14 protein-coding genes are annotated in these 14,942 nt (G+C 60.8%); 8 read left to right on the forward strand and 6 right to left on the reverse strand.

Annotated features, from left to right (window positions below; genetic code table 11):
* Nucleotides 1-20 precede the first annotated feature (20 nt).
* Together ACOYNB_RS02680 and ACOYNB_RS02685 are read left to right on the forward strand one after the other, a co-directional pair.
* Complete coding sequence (locus ACOYNB_RS02680; RefSeq protein ID WP_422837573.1) at nt 21-473, forward strand: acyl-CoA thioesterase; 453 nt, start codon at nt 21-23, stop codon at nt 471-473.
* A 15-nt stretch (nt 474-488) separates the two neighbouring features.
* Nucleotides 489-2,939, forward strand: a complete 2,451-nt coding sequence (locus ACOYNB_RS02685) for a hypothetical protein (RefSeq protein ID WP_422837574.1) — start codon at nt 489-491, stop codon at nt 2,937-2,939.
* Nucleotides 2,940-2,942: 3 nt separating this feature from the next.
* Here ACOYNB_RS02685 and ACOYNB_RS02690 read toward each other — a convergent pair whose 3' ends face one another.
* The gene (locus ACOYNB_RS02690; RefSeq protein ID WP_422837575.1) at nt 2,943-3,341 is read right to left on the reverse strand and encodes a hypothetical protein; all 399 of its coding nucleotides are present in this window, start codon (nt 3,339-3,341) and stop codon (nt 2,943-2,945) included.
* A 155-nt stretch (nt 3,342-3,496) separates the two neighbouring features.
* Here ACOYNB_RS02690 and ACOYNB_RS02695 point away from each other — a divergent pair, with 155 nt between their 5' ends.
* The 6 genes from ACOYNB_RS02695 (at nt 3,497) to ACOYNB_RS02720 (ending at nt 11,443) form a co-directional block, all read left to right on the forward strand.
* Entirely contained in the window at nt 3,497-3,904 is a 408-nt protein-coding gene (locus ACOYNB_RS02695) for a DUF2946 domain-containing protein (protein ID WP_422837576.1), read from the forward strand.
* 201 nt (nt 3,905-4,105) lie between these two features.
* Nucleotides 4,106-5,650, forward strand: a complete 1,545-nt coding sequence (locus ACOYNB_RS02700) for an MbnP family copper-binding protein (RefSeq protein ID WP_422837577.1) — start codon at nt 4,106-4,108, stop codon at nt 5,648-5,650.
* Nucleotides 5,650-6,912: an MbnH family di-heme enzyme gene (locus ACOYNB_RS02705; protein WP_422837579.1), complete on the forward strand. Its 1,263-nt coding sequence runs from the start codon at nt 5,650-5,652 to the stop codon at nt 6,910-6,912. The genes ACOYNB_RS02700 and ACOYNB_RS02705 overlap by 1 nt, the downstream gene beginning before the upstream one ends.
* Nucleotides 6,909-9,128, forward strand: coding sequence for a TonB-dependent receptor (locus ACOYNB_RS02710; RefSeq protein WP_422837580.1), 2,220 nt, complete (start codon nt 6,909-6,911; stop codon nt 9,126-9,128). The genes ACOYNB_RS02705 and ACOYNB_RS02710 overlap by 4 nt, the downstream gene beginning before the upstream one ends.
* 69 nt (nt 9,129-9,197) lie before the next feature.
* Nucleotides 9,198-10,643, forward strand: coding sequence for a hypothetical protein (locus ACOYNB_RS02715; RefSeq protein WP_422837581.1), 1,446 nt, complete (start codon nt 9,198-9,200; stop codon nt 10,641-10,643).
* A gap of 23 nt (nt 10,644-10,666) precedes the next feature.
* Nucleotides 10,667-11,443: an energy transducer TonB gene (locus ACOYNB_RS02720; RefSeq protein ID WP_422837582.1), complete on the forward strand. Its 777-nt coding sequence runs from the start codon at nt 10,667-10,669 to the stop codon at nt 11,441-11,443.
* Here the strand turns inward: ACOYNB_RS02720 and ACOYNB_RS02725 are convergent, their stop codons facing one another.
* Genes ACOYNB_RS02725 through modA form a run of 5 tightly spaced genes read right to left on the reverse strand, consistent with a single transcriptional unit; the run spans nt 11,444 to nt 14,840 of the window.
* The gene (locus tag ACOYNB_RS02725) at nt 11,444-11,854 is read right to left on the reverse strand and encodes a PaaI family thioesterase (protein WP_422837583.1); all 411 of its coding nucleotides are present in this window, start codon (nt 11,852-11,854) and stop codon (nt 11,444-11,446) included.
* A 29-nt stretch (nt 11,855-11,883) separates the two neighbouring features.
* The gene (locus ACOYNB_RS02730) at nt 11,884-12,696 is read right to left on the reverse strand and encodes a TOBE domain-containing protein (protein WP_422837584.1); all 813 of its coding nucleotides are present in this window, start codon (nt 12,694-12,696) and stop codon (nt 11,884-11,886) included.
* Between the two features lie 23 nt (nt 12,697-12,719).
* A complete protein-coding gene (locus ACOYNB_RS02735; RefSeq protein ID WP_422837585.1) occupies nt 12,720-13,385 on the reverse strand; it encodes a sulfate/molybdate ABC transporter ATP-binding protein in 666 nt (221 codons plus the stop codon).
* An 8-nt stretch (nt 13,386-13,393) separates the two neighbouring features.
* Nucleotides 13,394-14,068: a molybdate ABC transporter permease subunit gene (gene modB / locus ACOYNB_RS02740; protein WP_422837586.1), complete on the reverse strand. Its 675-nt coding sequence runs from the start codon at nt 14,066-14,068 to the stop codon at nt 13,394-13,396.
* A 16-nt stretch (nt 14,069-14,084) separates the two neighbouring features.
* The gene (gene modA, locus ACOYNB_RS02745) at nt 14,085-14,840 is read right to left on the reverse strand and encodes a molybdate ABC transporter substrate-binding protein (RefSeq protein WP_422837587.1); all 756 of its coding nucleotides are present in this window, start codon (nt 14,838-14,840) and stop codon (nt 14,085-14,087) included.
* Nucleotides 14,841-14,942 lie beyond the last annotated feature (102 nt).

Consider the following 14,942-nt stretch of genomic DNA (forward strand, 5'->3'; position numbering starts at 1 on the left):
TAGCCGATGGCAGGATTGAGATGAGCGATGCCGTGCCCCAAGTTGCTTGGGACTTGCCTCACCCACATGTTGAACGTGTGGTGGTGACCAGCGAACACATTGACGTCATGAATCACACCAACAACGTGGTGTATCTGCGTTGGCTGGAATTGATCGCCTGGCAGCATTCCATGTCATTGGGGATCGGTCCTGAGGCCTTCACCCAGTCAGGGCAAGGCATGGTGGTGCGCTCACATCATCTGGACTATCTGCAGGCAACGCATTTGGGCGATGAAGTGCTGCTGGCCACATGGGTGGTGCACGTGGACAAGCTTTTCCTGACCCGGAAGTACCAGTTTGTGCGCGCGGCCAATGGGCAAACGGTCTTCAGAGGGGAGTCACACTTTGTCAGTGTGGACATCGAGTCCGGTAAGCCCAAGCGCATGCCTCAGCATTTTCTGGACGCGTACAGTGGCGCCAAAGTGTCTGCTTAAAAGGGCTGTTGCGTGATGAAAATGCCAGTGGGCCAGCGTTGGATGGTGGGGGCGCTCTGCAGCGTGACGATGCATGCGGCACTCGCGGCCACGTTCAACTCCTATGACGGGCCGGCGTTTTCAGCAACGGTCACGCGCGGCGAGGTCACGCTGCCCATGCTGCAGGTTGACCGCCTGCAGAAAGGGGATCACCTCGTCATCACGCCGTCTGCCGAGTTGTCCACCCGCCAGGACTGGTTGATGGTCTTGGCCAGCATCTCACGCTCTGGCACCGAGATCACAGTCAAGCCTTATCCCATTCAGGATGGGCAGCGCTTCGAACTGGATATTCCGGCCGATGACGCGGTGCCGGCCATCGTGATTGCGCCGGCGCTGCGCACCTTGTTTGGCATCACCACCAGCATTGGCCAGTCGGCCGATCTGATCGAGCAGGCCATCCGCAGCGATCCCCAGCGGTTTGTGGAGTTGCAAAAGATTGATCAGATCAATCAGGCGGCCCGTGCGTTGGCAGATGTCTTGTCCGCCGTGCCGGCCAGCAAAGGCGTGGAAGGACTGAACGAGGCAGCGCGTTCAGCGGCCACGCGTTATGGCTTGCCGGTGGTGAGCGTTGATTGCGTGAAGAACAATGGCGTCGACATCCAGTGTCTGGCCACAGAAATTGTGCGTCGCGCCAATGTGGAAGCCATGTCGGCGGACAAGTTGGGCTCGCTCAATGGCAAGCCTGATGAGGGCAAGTTGCCGGGCCAACTGGACGAGGGCATCAAGACCTTCACGGCCGCCGCCGATTACTTCACGTCCCGGTATCGGGATCTCTATGACTTCACGCCGACGTTTGCCAGATCGGGTCAGGGCGCAGAGGGCGTCAAGCTCTATGCGATCGACCGCTATCGCAATGGGGGCATCAAGACGGCTTATGTGTACGTGCCGGCCTGGTTCCAGGGACGCACGCCGGCATTGACCGTCGAGAGCAAGCAGCCTGTTTGCCTGACGGCAGGTCGCCTTCCTTTGACCGCCACGGGGCGCCTGCCCCTGTCCAACTACTGGTACGACTGGCGCCTGGACCTGCTGGATGGCAGCAAGTCGAAGACCGTGCAATCCGTGCCCATTGTGGACATGCATCCCGAGTTCGGCGAGGTCAATGTCCGAGTGGATGCTGCACAGTTTCCCCTGGTCGGGAATGTGGTGACCGGCCGGCTGTCAGGCATGTTGGGCTTTCAGCGGTTGACCCTGCCGGATGCCGCGTTTGCTTTGCCTGTGATGAAAGATCTGGATGATGCGTTGCAAGGCGAAGCCAGCCTGATCTCGGGTGAGATGGGGCATCTGCGTGTGGCGTCGTCGTCAGCGTACTGCGTCCAGCAACTCAAGCTGCAGGTCAATGGTCAAACGATTGCCACCAGCACGGCTTCAGCGCCCAACCGCCTGGATGTAGACCTGAGCCATGTGCCAGCTCAGAAAGCCGCATTGACCGTCAGTCAGGCTGGTGTGCCGGATCAGGTGTTCCCTCTGGACATCATGGCGCCTCGTACCCGCATCAAGTCACTGGTGCATCAAGATGGCGATGATGATGTGACGGTGGAAGGTGAGCGTCTGGACCGCATTGCGCTGGTGCGTTTGGGCTCGGTGACGTGCGCACCCAAAGGTGTGCCCACTGCGGGGGCGACCGCAGCCATCAATGGCAAGTTGGTCCTGGGGTGCGATGCGGCCAGCAGCAATGCAGCCTTGCCAGATCGCGCCGTCGTGACCCATGCAAGCGGCAAACCCGCTGCCTTGACGGTGGTCTTGACCAAGGGCGATGCCCGACCCCGTTTCGCCTTGGCAGCCACCCCGACGGCCTTGCTCGTGCAGCCGTCAGACAAGGCCCTTCAATGGGGCGTGGCGCGTACAGCAGGGGTGTCCACTGATGACTCGGGCATTGCCGTGCTCTTGCAGGCGCAAGAGGGCTACACCGTGCGCAATGGGGCGTATGCCTTGCAGTTACGCATCAGTGAAGACGTGGCCAATGACAATGCAGTCTTCACGGTCCCGCTCATGGTCAATAAAGCGCGAGGTGAGTTGCGGACGCGGGTGCCATTCGTGTATCCCAGCACATCGTTGCCAACGGTGGTCAACCATCTGCAATACCGTGTGGTGCACACCTCGTCCGGTTTGGCAGGGGACTGGAAAGACGCGCCGCATGCCATCCTGATGCTGCCCAACTTCACGGCCACCAACTGTGGGCCAGAGATAGGGCAGTGGCAGTTGCGAGGCGACCACCTGGATCTGATTGAAGGCGTGGGGCAACTGCCAGTCGGCGAGTCCAGCGCGACACGTTGGCAGGCTGTTCCTTTGAGCCGCTGCGGTGAGGGGGCGTGCCTGGTGCTGTCTGGCCAGGCCGCACCTCAGCAGATTGCTGTCAAGGTGGCGTGGATTGATCAACCCTTCACCGTGACCTTGCCGCCTGTTGCAGCCTGCAATGCAGTGCGCTGACTGTCAGCGCTTGGTGAGCAGTAAACAGGCCTCACCAAAAGTGAGCTTGGCGGTCGCCTTGCTGGCTGCTGCGGTTGGGGGCTGCTCACACAGGTACTGCACGGCAGCCGCCGCTTCGGGGGAGCCGGGTACCTTGGCGCCTTGGTCGCGCTGTTCCCCCATGCTCAGCAGGCTGAATGTGGTGGCCATTTCCAGGTACGCAACGGCTTTGTCTGTCTGTCCTGCGCGCAGCGCCTTCAGCGCATCCACCTGATTGGGCAGGTACTTTTCAGAGTATTCCACCTGTCCTTTTTGAAGCGGTTGAAACAGGTAAAAGAAAGCGCCGGCCACACCCACTGTGGCTGAAATCAGGGCAATGACGAGGCCGCCGCCTGCGAGCGTGAGCGTGTTGTACTTGGACATTGGGGGGTGCATTCTTTGATCAAAAGCAGAACTGGCCGACTTGGGCGGGCTTGCTGCTGGGTTTTACCCTGGATTATGAAGAGCCTAACGTATCATTGCGAAGTTATGTTTCAGGCTGGCGTCTTGCCGTGCCTGGTAACAGCCAACGCCCCCTTATGCGATTGCCTGCTCACCATTTCTGGCGCAACGTGATGTTGCTGGTGGCGCTGCTCTCGGCTGTGATGCCGACAGCGGCGCGGCTCTCGTTCGCCTCTGGTCAGGGTGCTTGGCAGTTGGTGTGTGCTGTCAATGGATCGCGTTGGGTTCAACTCGATACCGCTGACACGCAAGACGCCCATCCTCAGTCCGATGACCATGGTGTCATGCTGGACTGCCCCTTGTGTGTGCTGGGTGCGCGTGCGCTGTACCTGCCACCACAAGAGGTGAAGATCACCGCTGCGGAATGGTTCGTCCGCTACTTGGTCACCCCGGCTCCAGCTGAGTCCAAGGGCTTGACCTATGGGGGGTACTACCTCTTGGCCCCACCGCTTCGGGCGCCCCCCGCCCCGGCTCAGTTCGCCTGATTCAGGCTTTCTTCTCAGGCTGACGGCCTCTGCCGGTTGCTGATAGGCGCGTGTGTGCTTGTCTGGTGCCGCTTGCATCGAGGCCTCCTCGTCAGCCCCTCTTGATTGCCTCCCTTGAGGCCTCGTGTGTCGTTTGACGCCAGGTTGGCGCGCGACTGCGCGGGATCACTTTATCTAGCGGAATCAATTGTGATGAGCCGTATGCAAATTTCTTCTCTGTCTCGTGTGTCGCCCTCTCAATGGGCTTTGGTGCCGTTGTCGGCCGTCGCTGCGGTCGCGCTGGTTGCCTGTGGTGGCGGTGGCAGCAGCGACACCCGAACCGGTGTGACCGGTACGGTGGCGGTGGGCGCTCAGGTTGTCGGCGCCTCGGTCACGGCCAAATGTGTGTCCGGTGGCACGACCGCTGCGGTGACCACCGATGCCAACGGTGATTTCTCGTTGAACCTGGTGAATGTCACGGCACCCTGTCTGATTGAAGCCAGCGGTGGCACCGTCAACGGTGTGCCGAATACCCAGAAGCTCCATGGTTACCTGGACAGCGCGGGGCGCGCCAACGTCAACCCGTTGACCGAACTGGCCTTGGCCAAAGCAGCCGGGCAAGATCCTGCTGAAGTGTTTTCGGGTGGTTTGTCGCGTACGGTTGCTGGCACCATCGCTGATGGCTTGTCGGGTGCCAAGACGTGGGTGAATGCGCAGGTCACGGCATTGGGGATCACCCCTCCGACGGCCGACATCATCAAGGGGGCCTTTGTGGTGGGCGATGACACCGACAAGGTGCTGGATCACCTGGGGGAAGCCACCTCGTCTTCTGAAGGCAAATCGCTGTCGGATCTGGTGACCGCAGCTGCCAACAACTCTGATGTGAGTGCAGCCTTGGGCTCCAAGACGGTGACCCTGAACTTTGCGGCCTATAACGGCAGCTCCCCGATTGATTGCAGCAGTGCCGCATTCACGGTGGGTACCAATGCCGCGAAGACCGTTCGCGTTCAGGACTTCCGCTTCTACGTTTCCAATGTCACCTTGGTGCGTGCAGATGGCACCGAAGTGAAGTTGCAACCGGCTGTCGGCACCAACGACGCACACAACTACACCGATGCAACCGGCACAAACAGCGTGAGCTTGATCGACCTGCGTCAGGCCAGCACTGGCTTGTGTGCATCCTCATCGGTTAACAACCCTGGCATCACCGCGACCGTGGCTGCCGGCGTGTACACCGGTGTCAAGTTGACCGTTGGGGTGCCGTTCGCGCTGAACCATCTGTATGCGGCCGACCCTGCCACACCCAGCGCGCTGCAAACTGCAGTCAATGCCGGCATGTCGTGGAACTGGCGTGGCGGGCGCAAGTTCACCAAAATCGAACTGCTCAATGAAACAGATACCAAGACGACACTCTTGCATCTGGGATCTACAGGTTGCGTCTATCAAGATAATTCTGCTGCAGTGTCTGCGACGAATCCTGTCGTGAGTTGCGCATCGCCAAACCGCTTGCCGCTGTCGTTCAGCAACTTCAACGCCAGCAAGCAGGTCGTGGCCGTGGACGTGGGGGCCTTGTTTGCTGGTGTGGACGTGGCTGCAGGCAACACCTGCATGTCGGGTCCGACGGACACCCAATGCACGTCGATTTTCGGTGATCAGTTGAAGCTGACTTTCGATGCAACAGGCGCCACGACCACAGGTTTGGGCGAGGTCATCGCTGGTCAAACACAGACCGTGTTCAAGGCCATCACCAAGCAGGTCGCAAACTGATGAGACACACGGCGCCACGGCGCCGTGACACGCTGGCCGAACGTGTCACGGGCCTGATCACAGATCGCTCTATCGGGACAGCTTTGGCAGTCACGGTGGCGATGCTGGCTTTGTCGGCATGTGGGGAACGGTCGACTTCTGCCTCAGGGGGCGCCAGTGGCGTGTCCGCGGCAGCGTCGTGGTCTTGGCAATTGCCTGACTATTTCCCCGCACCCGTGGTGCCGCGCGACAACCCCATGAGCGCCGAGAAAGTGGCGTTGGGGCGGTTCCTGTTTTACGACAAGCGCCTGTCTGGCAATGGCACGCAGGCATGTGCCTCATGCCACCAGCAGGCCAAGGGCTTCACCGACGGCAAGGCCTTGGCCATTGGTGCGCGTGGTGATGTCCACCCCAGAAGTGCCATGGCCCTGGTCAATGTGGCCTGGAATGCCACGTACACCTGGGCCAATCCCTCACTGATTTCGCTGGAGCGCCAGGTTCTGAATCCCATCTTTGGTGAAACGCCGCCCGAGCTGGGTGTCAACGATGACTCGGTGAAGTTGGTGTTGGAGCGCTTGCGATCAGCGCAAGACGTGAACTACACAGCCCTGTTTCAGGCCGCTTTCCCTGAACCCCCGCCCAAGTCAGAGTCAGCCGATGGCAATCCAGTCACCTGGAATCGGATCATGAAGGCGATCACGACATTTGAGCGAACCTTGATCTCGGTGAACAGTCGCTATGACCAATATCGCCAGGGCAAGATCACCTTGTCACCGTCCGAGCAACATGGTCTGGACGTGTTCAAAGAGGCGCAGTGTGTCAAATGCCATCAAGAGCCCAACTTCACCAATCAGTTCCGTTCGATCGCCACGGATGAGGTGACGCCCCGTTACTACGACAAAGGCCTTTACAACGTTGGCGGCAAGGGCGTATATCCCCAAGAGAGCCAGGGCGTGATCGAGTTGACCGGCAGTCCGGAGGACATGGGCAAGTACAAGACGCCGACCTTGCGCAACATTGAGGTGACTGGTCCGTATTCGCACGATGGTTCGATCAAGACGCTGGAAGAGGCCGTCGAGATCTTCACCAGCGGGGGACGCAACGTGACATCGGGCCCCCATGCCGGTGACGGCAGGTTGAGCCCTCACAAGAGCAATTTCATCAAGGATCGTCAGTTGAGCCAGCAAGACAAGGCTGATCTGGTGGCGTTCCTCAAAACGCTGACCGATGAGTCATTTCTGACCAATCCGAAACTCTCGGATCCTTTTGTCAAGAAGCCATGAAGATCTACCTGACCCCAATCGCCAGCGCCGCCATTTTGATGTGCAGCACGGGCCTGACCTCTGTGCATGCACAGCAGGCGCAAGACAAGCTCGCACCGGTGATGGTGACCGCTCCGGAAGAGGCGGTCAGCAGCCAGAGTACCCTGGGTTCCTCCAAAGTGAGCAAGGCGGCCTTGAAGCAGCGCCGCATGTTGTCGACCGACACGGCGAGCCTGCTCAGCGAGGTGCCCGGTGTCAGCAGCCAAGGTGCGGGCGGCGTATCCAGTCTGCCCGTGGTTCGTGGCCTGGCCGATGAGCGCTTGCGCATCCAGGTCGACGGCATGGACCTGATGGCTGCATGCCCTAACCACATGAACCCCGCACTGTCATATGCAGCACCCGCGCAAGTGGGGGAGGTGCGTGTCTTTGCTGGTGTCACGCCGGTGAGCGTGGGAGGCGACAACATTGGTGGCACCGTTCAGGTGGAGTCGGCAGCGCCACTGTTTGCCCAACCCGGTGAAGGCGTCTTGGTCAAGGGTGAGGTGGGCGCGTTTTACCGCAGCAATGGGCGCGCACGCGGGGGGGATCTGTCCGCCACGGTGGCGACAGAGGGCTGGTCCCTTCGGTACAGCGGTTCATCAGCACGCTCGGAGAATGTCACCGCTGGCGGCGCTTTCAAGCCCGTGAGCCGAGGCAGTGAAAGTGGCCCTTACCTCGCGAGCAATGAGGTGGGCTCCAGTGCGTTTGAGTCGCACAACCAGAAGGTGGAGCTGGCACATCGGCGCGGTGAGCATCTGTGGCAGTTGGCGGTCAGTCAGCAAGACATCCCTTATGAGGGCTTCCCCAACCAGCGGATGGACATGACGGCCAACCAGAGCACCCATTACAACCTGCGCTACAGCGGTGAATTCGCTTGGGGGGCCGCGCGAGCACAAGTCTGGCAGCAAACCACCGAGCACGAGATGGACATGGGGCCCGATCGTCATTTCTACGGGACGGGCATGCCGATGAACACCTGGGCACGCGCCCGTGGTGCTTCGCTGCAGTCGGACGTGTTCCTGTCCGAGCGAGACACCCTTCGATTGGGCGCCGAGTATGCCCACTATCTGCTGTACGACTGGTGGCCGCCAGTCGGGGTGGGTTCCATGAGTCCGAATGACTTCTGGAACATCAACGGTGGCCGCCGTCAGAAGGTTGATCTGTTTGCGGAGGTGGAGTCCCAGTGGACCCCGCGTTGGATGACGGTGGCTGGATTGCGCAGCAGCCGGGTGAGCAGCGACACGGGTCCGGTACAGGGCTACAACGGCAATCCCACTTATGCCAGCGATGCCGCCAAGTTCAACGCGCAGGATCGCTCTCGCACGGATCAGAACTGGGATGTCACCGTGATGGCGCGCTACATCGCTGACGCCAGCAAGACTTATGAATGGGGCTTGTCCCAGAAGACACGATCGCCAAGTCTCTATCAGCTGTATCCCTGGTCGGTGAATGCGATGGCCATCGGCATGAACAACTTTGCTGGCGACGGCAATGGCTATGTGGGCAACTTGGCACTGAAGCCTGAAGTGGCGCACACAGCCAGCGTGTCGGGTGACTGGCATGACGTTGAAGAGTCTCCGTCTTGGGGCGTCAAGGCCACCGCCTACGTGACCGAGGTCAGGAACTACATCGATGCGGATCGTTGTGTGGCCCCTGTCTGCAGTTACGCCGCCAACGCGTCCAGCGCTGACTACGTGATGCTGCAGTACGCCAATCACGATGCGCGGCTGTACGGCATGGATGTGTCCGCCCATGACCGTTTCTTGGAGAGCACGAACTGGGGTGCCTTCACTGCACGAACGATCATCAACTGGGTCCATGGCACCAATCTGGATACCGGTGACGGGCTGTACTCCGTGATGCCATTGCATGGCAAGTTGGTTCTGGAGCATCAGCTCAATCGCTGGACCAGTGCCATTGAAATTGAAGGGGCCGCGTCCAAGAAGCACGTATCCGATACACGCAATGAATTGCGCACGCGGGGCTACGGCTTGTTGAATTTGCGCACCAGCTATGCCCTGGGATCGGTCCGCATCGACGCAGGTGTGGACAACGTGTTTGACCGTCTCTATGACCAACCCATCGGCGGTGCCTATGTGGGACAAGGTCGAACCATGATGCTCGGTACAGTGCCTTGGGGTGTGCCTGTGCCAGGCAAGGGTCGCTCGGTCAACGTGGGCGTTCGCTACAGCTATTGATCGGACGTGGAGACGATTGTGAACATTCAGACCTCTTTCGCTTCGCGACTCCAGGCAGCCGCGCTTTGTGTGTCCCTGACCACCGCCTTGGTGGGGTGCGGTGGTGGTGGGCCAGGCCATGGCGACCCGGTGTCGCTGGGCAAGGCGCAATCGGTGGCGTTTGCCGCTGCGCCCGCGCTGGTTGTGGGTGGGACCGCGACCGTGACCGCGACGGCCACGTCGGGATTGGCCGTGGTGTACGGCAGCACGACACCCGCCATTTGCACCGTGGATGCCAGCAGTGGACTGGTGTCTGCTGTGTCGACGGGGACCTGTGTCATCACGGCCGACCAAGCGGGTGATGCCAACTGGAGTGCAGCTGCACGAGCGAGTCAAACTTTGTCGGTCACAGGAAATGTGGCGCAGAGCATCACGTTCGGCGCTGCGCCGAGCCTTGCTGTGTATGACACGGGCACGGTGGCGGCTTCCAGCTCATCCGGGCTGGCCGTGACGTATTCGTCGTTGACCGCTTCGACGTGCAGTGTGGCACCGTCTACCGGGGTGGTGTCGGCACTGTCCGCGGGTGTCTGCACGATCGCGGCCAATCAGGGCGGCAATGCCACTTACCTGCCAGCCTCTCAGGTGACGCAAGCGCTGACGATTGCTGCCGCGGTGGGGGCGGGCGCGCCCGGCGTGCCACAAGGTGTTTCGGTCAAGGCGGGTATCACGCTGGGCTCTGTGATCGTTCAGGCGCAGGGTGTGGCTGCCAACGGTGCGGCGGTCACCAGTTACACCGTGACGTCGAGCCCGGCGGGGATCACGGCCACCGCGGGCAGTTTGCCGATGACGGTGACGTGTCCCACAGGCTCATGCGCCGGCTATGCCTTTGCACTGACTGCCACCAACACGCACGGCAGCAGCGCGGCGTCTGCAGCAGTGGATCTGTTGGTCACGTATGACGTGGTACTGGTGTTCCGTGAGCCTTACTACACCTACGACAACACAGAGTTCCATGGCAGCTTTGTGTTCAATGCGAGCCAGAAGACGGTGTCAGGTCTGACCGGCTCACTCAGTGAAGTCATGGCGGGTAACGACACGGCCAATCAGACGTGGCCAAGTGCCATGCCAGTCTTGAACCTGACGCACCAGTTGGTGAGCCAGCCCGCCTCCGGCGGTCTTCTTGTGGGTACCTTCTTGCTGAACAATGCGCTGACCCTGTCGACCGATCCTCGTGACAACGGCGTGGTCAATGGTTGGCAACCCGGGATGGGGAACTACAAGTACTACGGCTACGCGAACGGGGATCACACTTCAGCCAACCCTGGCAATGCGTATGCGCTGATTTATGTGAACACCACCGATCCCACGACCACGCTGACGCAGGCGCAGATTGACATGCTGGCCTACGCTGACTGCGCAGAGCAAGGGATGATGGGTGAGGACTGCATGACGGGAACCACCGTGAATGGCTATGGCGTGATCGGCTCCATGGGCGGGTATCCGGTTTCGCAGACCATCACGCGGCAAGCGCGCTGAGTCTGGTGCTGGGGATGATTCGCATGCGCAGGACAGGCCAAGGGTTGTGGTGTGGCACGCTACCTCCGCATCTCAAGCTGCTCGTTGGGGTGTTTGGCTCGGCCTTGTTGCATGGGGTCTTGATGCTGATCTTGGCCTCAGGCTCAGGTAAGCAGGTGAGCGCCATGGCCGCAGAGCCTGTCGATGCGGTGCACGTTCGCATCCTTTCCGAATCCATCCACGTGGAACCTGCCAGGCCAGCAGCCATGCCGGTGGTCCCGTCGCAAGCCGTTAGGCATCCTGAGGCGCCGATGCCTGCCGTTCCTCCAGCAGCGATGGCGGCGGTCCCTGCACGTGTTGCAGCGGCGGCCCCAACAACGATGGTGCCGGCGGCAGAACCTGCCGTATCGTCAGAGCCTTTGCGATCTGTGGCGACGACGGGTACGGTCAACCAGACCATGACGACAGCAGGAAGTGGTGCAAAGTCCACCGCGGCCAAAGACGCCTCAGCGACAGCGATCGTTTGGCGGGATGTGCTGAGTGGGATGTTGTTTCAGCGCAAGCGGTATCCCGTTCAAGCCCGGCGCATGCGCTTGCAGGGAACCGTGGAGATCAGCGCAGAGTTCTCGGCCAAGGGCGAGCTGATCGCCGTAGCAGTGAGTCGCAGCAGTGGGTATGACAGTCTGGATGCCGCCGCGATGCAGTTGCTCAGAGAATCTTCTGAGGCGGCGGCCCACGCCTCTGGCGGTCCCGAGCGCCACCTGCATCTGACGATTCCGGTGGTGTACAGCTTGGTTGCAGCCGGCGGCTCGATGGAGTGATCAGCTCGTTGGCGCCGGAATCGCGTACGTCCCCACCACATGGGCAACAGGTTCCGGTTTCCCCTCTGAGTACAAAGAGACTTCGCCCACGGCCAGCGTTCGGCCCGTCTTGATGAGCTTGCACACCCCGATGACACGCTTGTCGCCATCGGGCTTGCGCAGGAAATTGATGTTCAGGTTGGTGGTCACCGCCAGCGGCACGATGCCGATTTCACCCAGGATCGCCACGTACAAGGCCACATCCGCCACACCCATCAAGGTGGGGCCCGAAACCGTGCCACCCGGCCGCAGGTCGTTTGCCTCCACGTGCAGCGACACGGTGGCTCCACCCTGTCCCACCGCATCGATGCGAATCTTGGAGTGCGGAAATTCCTGGGCGATGAACGCGGCGACTTCTGCTGTGGTGGCCATCTGGGCTCCTGGTCAGAGTGGGTCTGGGATCAGGCCGGCACACCTACGATGACGCTGGAGGCCTTGAACACGGCCGTCATGGGCTGGCCGACCACGATGGCCAGATTCTGGCAGCTCTCGCTCGTCACGATGGCCGCGACGCTCAGGCTTTCTCCCAGATCGATGACCACTTCGGTGTTGACCGCACCGTCTTGCACACGGGCGACGACTCCACTGAGTTGGTTGCGCGCAGACAGTTGAACCGAAGCGTCAGCGGGCATCAGGATGATGGAAGACGACTTGACCAGCGCGAAGGCCTTGACGCCCGGCGTCAAGGCCAGTGAGAGGGTGCTGTCGTGTGTCACGATGGCTGTGATGTCGTGACCGGATGCCAGCTTCAGTGAGACTTCGTCGTTGACGGCACCGCGCTTCACTGCTGTGACGGTACCGAGAAACTGGTTGCGTGCGCTGGTTTTCACGGCAAGGTGCTTCAAAAGCAGATAGTCCTGTGTGAGGTGTTGTGCTTGCTGTGCCAGTTGTTGCACAAAGGCTTGGTGCGCTTGCTCAATCACCTGAAAGTTGTGGACCAATTGCTGGCCACGTGCGGTCAGACGTGTGCCGCCCCCGCCTTTTCCGCCTGCTGCCCGCTCGACCAGTGGCTCGCCCGCCAGATTGTTCATGGTGTCGATGGCATCCCAGGCGCCTTTGTAGCTCATGCCAACGACTTTGGCCGCCTGGGTGATGGAGCCACTTTGGGCCAATTGCGCGAGCAGGGCCATGCGGGCGCTGCCGCCCAGCTTTTCGCCATCGGCGCTCAGCCAGATGGCACCTTCCAGTGACAGCGGAGGAGTGGTTGTGGGCATGGGGTCGATGTCGTGCCGTGGCTTCACCTGACGATGATGCCGTTGTCCATGTGGAAGACGTCATCGCCAAAGGCGGCAACGTCTTCCCTGTCGTGTGTGATCAGGATCATCGGGATGTTGAGCCGACGCTGGACGGCATCCAGCTCTTCGCGCAAGGTGTCTCTCAGCGCCTGATCCAGGGCGGCAAAGGGTTCATCCAGCAACAGAATCTCGGGCTGAGTGACCAGGGTGCGCGCGAGTGCCGTGCGTTGCCGTTGTCCGCCCGACAGTTCGTGCGGATGATGGTGGCACAGCCCTTCCAGTTGGAACGCGGCGAGCCAGTAGTCGACGCGCTCATCCTGCTGTGTACGGTGCGTCGGGAGCCAATGCTTGCTCAGCCCAAACGCGATGTTCTGACGCACGGTGAGGTGAGGAAACAAGGCGTAGTCCTGGAACAGGTAGCCCACATGCCTGTCTTGCGTGGGGAGGTCAATGCGCCGGCCTGAGTCAAACAAGGTGCGGCCATTGACGCAGACGTGCCCGGCATCTGGCTTCATCAAGCCAGCGATTGCGCGCAGCGTCATGCTTTTGCCGGATCCGGACGGGCCATGTATGACGATCCGTTGTGCGGCAGATTGCAAGGCCACCTTCAACGCGAAGGTGCGGTGAGGCGAGTGGAGTGTTTTGTCAAAAGCGAGATCGACCAGCATGGGAAGCCTCACGTCCGGTGCGTTTGATGGCCGGGTGCCAGGCGGTGTGCGGCGAGTAGCACGATCATGCAGGTCACCGAGATCACGAGCACCAGCACACCCGCAACATCGTCTTGTCCGGCTTGCACCGCTTCGTAAACGGCCACGGACAACGTTTGTGTCTTGCCCGGGATGCTGCCGGCCACCATCAACGTGGCACCGAACTCACCCAGTGCGCGTGCAAAGCCCAGCAAAATGCCTGCGACGATGCCGCGCCAGGCCAACGGCAAGGTGACGCGACAGAACACAGCCCACTCCGACAAACCGAGGACCCGCGCAGCCATCTCGAGTTGCGCATCTACGCCTTCAAACGCTGCACGTGCAGGCTTGAAAACCAACGGGAAGGCCACGATGGTGGCGGCGATCACGGCGCCTTGCCATGTGAAGATGAGTTGAATGTCCCACGTGGTTTGCAGCCATCGGCCCAGCCAGCCCTTGCGACCCAGCAGCACCAGCAGGTAATAGCCCAGCACCGTGGGGGGCAAGACCATGGGCAAGGTCAGGAGGGTGTCCAGCAAGTTGCGGCCCGGAAAACGCAGACGGGCCAGCGCGTAGCCCACCCCAATCCCGAGCAGGCTCGTGAGCAGCGTGGCCCATCCGGCCACCTTCAACGACAGCCACCAGGCTGACCATGCCATGTCCATGCGTGCAACGCCCGCTTCAGGGCTTCAAGAAGCCATATTTGGCCAGTGTCTGCTGCCCAACGGGTGACAGCACATAGGCCACGAAGCGACGCGCGTCATCCGCATGGAGCGACCCCGCAATCGGTGCAATCGGATAGTGGATGGCCTCTTGGATCGGAACGGAAAAGGCGACCGTCACCTTGTCTTTCATGATCGCAGCATCGGTGGCGTAGACAAATCCCGCATCGACTTCACCGCGTGCCACGTAGTCCAAGGATTGGCGGACGTTCTGGGTGTTCACCGCTTTGACTTGGAGGGTGGGCCAGAGCTTGGCGGATGCCAAGGCTCGTTGGGTGTAGCGTCCCACTGGCACGCTGCCCGGGTTGCCAATGGCGATCCTTCTGATCTGAGGCGCCGTCAGATCCTTCAGTGAACCCAGGCGCACCGCGCTTTCGGCTGGGGTGACCACGACCAGTGTGTTGCGTGCAAACTTGCGACGTCCGCTGGTCAGGATGAGGCCCTGCTTTTCAGCCTGATCCATGGATTCCTCGTCTGCCGAGGCGAACACATCCACGGGGGCTCCTTTGGCGATCTGCTGCAACAGTGCCCCTGACGCACCAAAGTTGAGGAGAACTTTGCTGCCCGGGTTTTGTTGCGCGAAGCCTTGTGCCATCTCCTTGAAGGCGTTGGTCAGACTGGCGGCCGCCGATACCGTGAATTCACCGGCCTGGACCAGGGTACTGAGGCAAACCAGGGCTGCACCAATGAAGGCGGACGGTCGGATGCGACGCATGATGGGCATGAATCCAAGTGAGGGATAGCGCAATATACCCGTGTATATAGTGCTTTGCACATCCTCCGATCGGCGTATGCGAGTCCGGGGATAATCCAAGCT

The sequence above is a fragment of the Aquabacterium sp. genome, from assembly GCF_049317225.1.
GTDB lineage: Bacteria > Pseudomonadota > Gammaproteobacteria > Burkholderiales > Burkholderiaceae_C > Aquabacterium.

Bases quoted from the DNA above. Each gene is read 5' to 3' on its own strand.
- ACOYNB_RS02725 (WP_422837583.1), bottom strand. From the start codon at position 11,854: ATGGCCACCACAGCAGAAGTCGCCGCGTTCATCGCCCAGGAATTTCCG.
- ACOYNB_RS02695 (WP_422837576.1), top strand. From the start codon at position 3,497: ATGCGATTGCCTGCTCACCATTTCTGGCGCAACGTGATGTTGCTGGTG.
- ACOYNB_RS02690 (WP_422837575.1), bottom strand. From the start codon at position 3,341: ATGTCCAAGTACAACACGCTCACGCTCGCAGGCGGCGGCCTCGTCATT.
- ACOYNB_RS02700 (WP_422837577.1), top strand. From the start codon at position 4,106: ATGCAAATTTCTTCTCTGTCTCGTGTGTCGCCCTCTCAATGGGCTTTG.
- ACOYNB_RS02710 (WP_422837580.1), top strand. From the start codon at position 6,909: ATGAAGATCTACCTGACCCCAATCGCCAGCGCCGCCATTTTGATGTGC.
- ACOYNB_RS02680 (WP_422837573.1), top strand. From the start codon at position 21: ATGAGCGATGCCGTGCCCCAAGTTGCTTGGGACTTGCCTCACCCACAT.
- ACOYNB_RS02685 (WP_422837574.1), top strand. From the start codon at position 489: ATGAAAATGCCAGTGGGCCAGCGTTGGATGGTGGGGGCGCTCTGCAGC.
- ACOYNB_RS02705 (WP_422837579.1), top strand. From the start codon at position 5,650: ATGAGACACACGGCGCCACGGCGCCGTGACACGCTGGCCGAACGTGTC.
- ACOYNB_RS02730 (WP_422837584.1), bottom strand. From the start codon at position 12,696: ATGCCCACAACCACTCCTCCGCTGTCACTGGAAGGTGCCATCTGGCTG.
- modB (WP_422837586.1), bottom strand. From the start codon at position 14,068: ATGGACATGGCATGGTCAGCCTGGTGGCTGTCGTTGAAGGTGGCCGGA.
- modA (WP_422837587.1), bottom strand. From the start codon at position 14,840: ATGCGTCGCATCCGACCGTCCGCCTTCATTGGTGCAGCCCTGGTTTGC.
- ACOYNB_RS02735 (WP_422837585.1), bottom strand. From the start codon at position 13,385: ATGCTGGTCGATCTCGCTTTTGACAAAACACTCCACTCGCCTCACCGC.
- ACOYNB_RS02720 (WP_422837582.1), top strand. From the start codon at position 10,667: ATGCGCAGGACAGGCCAAGGGTTGTGGTGTGGCACGCTACCTCCGCAT.